The organism is Sphingobium estronivorans (assembly GCF_008692605.1).
GTDB classification, from domain to species: Bacteria; Pseudomonadota; Alphaproteobacteria; order Sphingomonadales; family Sphingomonadaceae; genus Sphingobium; species Sphingobium estronivorans.
In genome coordinates this window covers 276,002-282,339 of record NZ_LFCT01000001.1, presented here as the reverse complement: position 1 = coordinate 282,339, position 6,338 = coordinate 276,002, and the positions used below count along the sequence as shown (strand labels likewise).

4 protein-coding genes are annotated in these 6,338 nt (G+C 66.4%); all 4 read right to left on the bottom strand.

The window, feature by feature from the left end; all coding sequences use genetic code 11:
• Window positions 1-215 precede the first annotated feature (215 nt).
• From F7P65_RS01415 to F7P65_RS01400, 4 genes are read right to left on the bottom strand one after another with little or no spacing between them, the layout of a single operon-like run.
• Complete coding sequence (locus F7P65_RS01415; protein ID WP_150289964.1) at window positions 216-3,452, bottom strand: efflux RND transporter permease subunit; 3,237 nt, start codon at window positions 3,450-3,452, stop codon at window positions 216-218.
• Window positions 3,449-4,597, bottom strand: a complete 1,149-nt coding sequence (locus F7P65_RS01410) for an efflux RND transporter periplasmic adaptor subunit (RefSeq protein WP_150289963.1) — start codon at window positions 4,595-4,597, stop codon at window positions 3,449-3,451. The genes F7P65_RS01415 and F7P65_RS01410 overlap by 4 nt, the downstream gene beginning before the upstream one ends.
• Entirely contained in the window at window positions 4,594-5,862 is a 1,269-nt protein-coding gene (locus tag F7P65_RS01405; RefSeq protein ID WP_066701120.1) for a TolC family protein, read from the bottom strand. Before F7P65_RS01405 ends, F7P65_RS01410 begins: the two co-directional genes overlap by 4 nt.
• A gap of 54 nt (window positions 5,863-5,916) precedes the next feature.
• Window positions 5,917-6,285: a hypothetical protein gene (locus tag F7P65_RS01400; protein ID WP_066701121.1), complete on the bottom strand. Its 369-nt coding sequence runs from the start codon at window positions 6,283-6,285 to the stop codon at window positions 5,917-5,919.
• Window positions 6,286-6,338: the final 53 nt, after the last annotated feature.

The window sequence follows — 6,338 nt, the reverse complement described above, 5'->3', positions numbered from 1 at the left end:
GATATTTAACATAATTCTTATTATCGCTCTAAGAATTTGTAAGCGCAACTTCGAAAAGAGACACCTCCGCAATTTCCAAATGAGACTCGTCTCTTGAGGACGCCCCTGCCGCGATCCAATGCTGCTCTTCGAAGCCCGACTTATCCCGCCAACCAGCGGACGGTCAACTTAGCTGACCGTCCACTCCTCGGTAGTGTAGCCTTCGTGGCCCGCCGTTAACTCTGGACAGCGGCGTCGATCTTGGATCGTTGATCACGGCGGACTTGCCACCGAGCAGCAAGAGCCGTGATCGCCGGCAAAACGAGCAATGTGAGCACGGTCGAGGTGATCAGTCCGCCGATGACCACGGTCGCGAGCGGCCGCTGGACTTCGGCACCCGTACCGGTTGCCAATGCCATCGGCACAAATCCGAGACTGGCGACTAACGCCGTCATCAACACGGGGCGCACGCGCTGCATCGCGCCACTGACGATGGCGTCTTCCTCGCCCGCCCCTTCTTCGCGTCGCTTGCGGATCGCGCTCATCATGACAAGGCCGTTGAGCACCGCCACGCCCGACAGCGCGATAAACCCGACCGCCGCGGTGATCGAAAACGGGATGCCGCGCAGGAGCAGCGCGAACACGCCGCCGGCGAGCGCCATCGGCACCGCGCTAAAGACGATCGCTGCCGGCACGAGCCCGCCGAGTGCCATGTAGAGCAGTGCGTAGATGGCAACGAAGCAGATTGGCACGACGATCAGCAAGCGCAGCCGGGCCGATTGCAGGCTTTCGAATGTGCCGCCCCAGGCTGTATACATGCCGGGCGGAAGATCGAGGTTGCCGATCTTCGCCTGCGCTTCCTGCACAAATCCGCCCAGATCTCGGCCGCGGACGTTGACCTGCACGACCACCATGCGCTTGCCGTTCTCGCGGCTGATCTGGTTCAGCCCCTGGGTGTAGCTGAACCGCGCCACTTCGCGCAGCGGGATCGAGCGGGCAATCTGGCCATCGGCCGCGGGCAGCATCACCGGGATGGCGCCGAGCGTTTCAAGATCGTCGCGCTGGGCGTCGGGCAAGCGAACGACCACCGAGAATCGCCGGTCACCTTCAAACAACAGCCCCGCCTCACGGCCTCCCAGTGCTGCGGCGACGGTACTGGCGACCTCCTCAACCGTCAGTCCGTAGCGCGCCGCCGCGAGCCGATCGATCTTCACATCGAAGGTCGGCGCACCGTCAGTCTGTTCGGCGCTGACGTCGCCCGCGCCGGGTATCGTGCGCAATACGCCGGCGATGCGCTTGGCCTGCGCGCTCATCGCATCAAGATCGTCGCCGTAAAGCTTGACCGCGACATCGGCGCGCACGCCCGCGATCAGCTCGTTGAACCGCATCTGGATCGGCTGCTGGATCTCGGTGCGGTTGCCGATCAGCGGCTTCATCCGCTCCTCGATCCGCCGCAGGATATCCTCCTTGGTTTTGACCTCGGCGGGCCATTCGCTCTCGGGCTTGGGGATCACATAGGTGTCCGAGGCATTGGGTGGCATCGGGTCGGTGCCGAGATCGGCGTTGCCGTTCTTCGAGAAGACCAGCGCCACCTCGGGCAGCGTCTTCAGGGCGTTTTCGATCTGCAGCTGCATCTGGGTCGACTGGTCGATCGATGCGGAGGGCACGCGGAAGTTGGTGACGGTGATGTCCTTCTCGTCGAGCTGCGGCATGAACTCCTCACCGAGGAACCCGAACGCGAACACAGCCGCGGCAAACACGCCGACCCCACCGAGAATGAACGGCATCGGGCGCGCGACCGCCTTGTCGAGCAGCGGGGCGTATTTCTCCTTGAACCAGCGGATCGGCTTGACCTCGGTCTCGCTGACCCGGCCCTTGATGACGATCGCGATCATGGCGGGCACGAAGGTGATCGACAGCACGAATGCGCTGGCCAGCGCGACCATGAGCGTGATCGCCATCGGCGAGAAGGTCTTGCCCTCGACCCCCTGGAAGGTGAGCAGCGGCACGAACACGAGGAAGATGATCAGCTGACCATAGACGGTCGGCCGGACCATCTCCTGCGCCGCCTCGATCGTCTCGCCCATCCGCTCCTCGAGCGTGAGCAGACGGCCTTCATGCTCCTGCCGCTCCGCAAGGCGCCTGAGCGCATTCTCGACGATGATGACCGCACCGTCGACGATCAGGCCGAAATCGAGCGCGCCGAGGCTCATCAAATTACCTGATACGCCGAGCCCATTCATGCCCGCCGCCGTCATCAGCATGGTGATCGGGATGACCGCCGCCGTGATCAGCGCGGCGCGGACATTGCCGAGCAGCAGGAACAGGATGACGATGACGAGCAGCGCGCCTTCGACCAGGTTCTTCTCGACCGTGGCAATAGTCGCGTTGACCAGTTTCGAGCGGTTATAGACCGGCTCGGCGAAAACGTCAGGTGGAAGGGCCTTGTTGATTTCGGTGAGCCGCTCGGCCGCGCTGTTGGCGACGATGCGGCTGTTCTCGCCGACCAGCATCAGCACAGTCGAGATGACCGCTTCCGATCCCATGCGGCTGCCCGAACCGGTCCGCACCGCGCCGCCGATGACGACCTGACCGACATCCTTGACGCGCACGGGGACGCCCGCGCGGGTCGCGACGACGGCCTGCTCGATCTCGTCGATCGATCTGAGCCGCGCATCGGCGCGGACGAGGAAGCTCTCGCCCGCGCGCCGGACATAGTTGGAGCCGGCCGAAAGGTTCGCCTTCTCCAGCGCATCGGCGAGGTCGGTGATCGATAGGCCGTAGGTCGAAAGCGCATTGAGGTTCGGCTCGACCAGATATTGCTTCACATAGCCGCCGTTTGAATCGACGCCGGCGACGCCTTTCACGTTGCGCATCTGCGGACGGATGATCCAGTCCTGCACCGTGCGCAGATAGGCCGCCTTGGCGAGTTCGGTGGTGAGCCGCTCGCCCTCGGGCGTCAGGTAACTCCCGTTGGACTGCCAGCCGGGCTTGCCGTCGGTATGTTCGGCGCCGCCCTTGCCGTCGGGATGCCGGAACGCGACCGAATAGAAGAAGATCTCGCCAAGCCCGGTGCTGAGCGGTGCGAGGTTGGGCTGGATGCCGGCAGGCAGGCTGTCCTTGGCCTGGGCGAGACGCTCGGTTACCTGCTGTCGCGCGAAATAGATGTCGGTCGTGTCCTCGAACACCGCCGTCACCTGGCTGAAGCCATTGCGCGAGAAGGACCTGGTCATCTGCAGGCCCGGAATTCCGGCGAGCGCTGTCTCGACCGGGAAGGTCACCTGCTTCTCGATATCTACCGGTCCAAGCGTCGGCGCAAAGGTGCTGATCTGCACCTGCCGGTTGGTGACATCGGGCACCGCGTCGATTGGCAGCTTGGTGATCTGCCAGGCGCCGAACGCGACGACCAGCAGGGTGAGACACGCAACCAGCCAGCGGCCGCGCACCGAGAGTTGGAGGATGCGGCCGATCATTCCGCCGACTCCTTCTCGAGTTCGGCCTTGAGCAGGAAGGCGTTGATAGTCGCAATCGGCGTGCCGGCCTTTAGCCCAGATACGATTGCAACCAGTCCGCCGCTGCGGCTGCCGACCTCCACATTGGTCGCCTTGAAGCCGTTCGCCGTGCGGACGAACACGACCGTTCGGTCGCCGACGGTCTGGACCGCGTCCTGCGGCACCATCACGCCATCCTTGGCGGCGCCACCGCTGCCGAAGATGCGGGCCTGTATGAGCTGGCCGGGTGCCAGCATCGACACGCCGGCACTTGGTTCGATGACCACCGTCGCACCGCGCGTGTCGGGATCGACCACGCCCGTCGAAGACCGCACCCGGCCTTCGATGATCTGGCCGTCAGCCAGGCTGAGTTCGACGCGATCTCCCGCACGGACACGCGGCGCATCGGCCGACGGCAGGCTCGCCGTGATCTGGAGACGGCTGGGATCGGCCACTCGGAACAGCTCGGTCTCGGCCGAAACGAACTGGCCAAGGTTGGCGGGAGCTGCGGTGACACGACCTGAGACCGGGCTGGCTACCACCACCGATCGCCCGTCACGCGCGACCCGCGTTGCGCCGGCGGCAGCGCTGGCGCGCATTGCGTCGGCGCGGGCGACCGCGAGGTTGGCTTCAGCCGTTTCATAGTCCGCGCGCGGCGAGACGCCCTGCGCGAGCAGGCTGCGCTCGCGCGCCAGTTGCCGGGCCGCGAGCGTCACCCGCGCGGAGGCAGCAGACTGGTCTGCGGCGATCGCCGAGGCATCGCGACTCTCGACCAGCGCCAGCGTCTCGCCGGCGCGAATGGGATCGCCGATCCGCTTGAAGATGCGGCTCACCGTGCCGGCGGCGCGCGAGGTCAGCACCGCCTCCGCGTCGGGCGTCGCCTCGAGCGTTGCGGATGCCGCGATCGCCGCGTCGAGTTCGCCCGAGGCAGCGGGCGCGACCGAGATCTGCGAGGTCTTGATCGCCTCGGCGGTCATCGCGACGCTGTCCGATGGCGCGGCCGATTGTTCGGCGGCTGCTTCGACCTGTGGTGTGGGAGCGGTCAGGCGAGCAATGCCGAACCCGGCGCCGGCAGCCAGCACGAGCGCCAGCGCAGCGCCGGCAGTGAGTTTCTGATTGGCGTTCATTGGATGGGTTCCCCCGTGATGGTGCGGCCAGCGAGGCGGGCTAGGCGTGCGCGCGCTTCGAACCGGGCGGTTTCGGCGTCGAGAACGGTGCTGCGGGCGGTGCCGAGACCGTGGCGGGCGGCGAGCAGTTCGACGAGCGGCGACTTGCCTGCCTCATAGGCGATGCGGGCGAGACGATAGGTCTCGTCGGCGGTGGCAAGCGCGCCGCGCGCGGCGGTCACCCGGCTTTCAGCGGCGGAGAGCTCGGCGGCCGCCGATTGCGCTTCGGCACGGGCCTCGGCGCGTAGCACCGCAAGCCGGGCTTCGGCGGCATCGACCTCGGCGCGCGAGGCGGCGATGTTGCCGCGGTTGCGGTCGAACAGGTGAAGCGGAATGGTCACGCCGCCGAGCACCGCGGTCGCACCCTCATATTCCAAGCGGCGCACGCCCACGCTCGCGGTGATGTCGGGTGTCGCACGGCGGCTTTCGACATCGAGCCGGCGCGCTGCGGCCGCGCGTTCGGCTTCGGCGACGAGCAGCGCGGGACTGGCCGTCGGATCGACTGGGCCAACCATGTCCGGGCTGGGACCGGTATCGAGCAGCGATTCAGCGAGGCTGGCAAATGGCGCATCCGCTCCGACCAGTGCCGACAGCCGGACATAAGCGGAGATGCGGTTCGCTTTGGCGAGATCGAGCTGGGCGCTGACCTCGTTGAGCGCCGAGCGTGCCTGGAGCGCGCGGAGCCGCGTTTCCTTGCCCGCACCGACCAGCGCTTCGGCTGCCTTCAGGTCGCTCTGCGCTTCCTCGACTTCGTCTTCGGCAAGGCCAACGCGCCGGTCACCGATTTCGGCGGCGGCGTAGGCGCGTGCGAGATCATAGGCGAAAACGACCCGGGCATCGCGGTCGCGAGCACGCGACGCGACCACGCCGGCTTCTCCGGCAGCGATCCGTGCCGAGCGCTTTCCGCCCAGTTCGATCGGCTGGCTATATTGCAGCGTCGTCTCGGCGCGCCCGAACCCGGAATAGGGTGACGATCCCGCCACATTCTCGGTCATCACATTGATACTCGGATTGGGCCGTGCGCGCGCCTGATCGCGCAGCCCTTCGGCCTGGCGGACGCCGGCTTCGCTTACCGCGAGCCGCGGAGCGTCCTCGCTTTCACGCAGCAGCGTGGCGAATGGCGGCGCTACCTGCGCATAGGCGCTCTGGGCGACCGCCATGAGGCAGGTCGCGGCCAGCATGCCGGCAACCGCACGCCGCGGCAGCCGGCCTCGAAAGGCTTGCATCGGTATTTCCCCTTGAAGGCTTGAAGATCGGGCGCGCCAGACGGGCGCGCGACTTCAGCCTCGCGGGGGTCTCAGGAGTCCGTCGGGGTGGATCGCGCCGGGCGCCTGCGGGCCGGCAATGCTCCACTGGAGCGGCACCGGCTTGAGCATCGCAGCCAGCACGGGCTGGCGCGGTACATCGATCGTCTGGATCACGGCGTGCGCCGCCATGTGCAGGACATCCGCCATGTCGGGCGTCTTGCTTGGCGCATGCTCGTGATGATCGCGATCGACACTGGTTGCATGAACTGCGGCATGGCTGTGCGGCATGCCATCGTGCCACGTCGATAGCGCCAGCACGCCGATCATTGCGAACAACGCCATAAGCGCGGCGACGCGCCCGAGCGCGCCACCGGAGCCGAAGCGCCGCGTGGAGATCGACATTGCTGTCATACGACAAGACCTATCGCGAGAGCTGTGAACTCACAAGACGAACG

Excerpts from the sequence above, each read along its gene's own strand:
- F7P65_RS01415 (WP_150289964.1), bottom strand. The coding sequence starts at position 3,452 with ATGATCGGCCGCATCCTCCAACTCTCGGTGCGCGGCCGCTGGCTGGTT.
- F7P65_RS01410 (WP_150289963.1), bottom strand. The coding sequence starts at position 4,597 with ATGAACGCCAATCAGAAACTCACTGCCGGCGCTGCGCTGGCGCTCGTG.
- F7P65_RS01405 (WP_066701120.1), bottom strand. The coding sequence starts at position 5,862 with ATGCAAGCCTTTCGAGGCCGGCTGCCGCGGCGTGCGGTTGCCGGCATG.
- F7P65_RS01400 (WP_066701121.1), bottom strand. The coding sequence starts at position 6,285 with ATGTCGATCTCCACGCGGCGCTTCGGCTCCGGTGGCGCGCTCGGGCGC.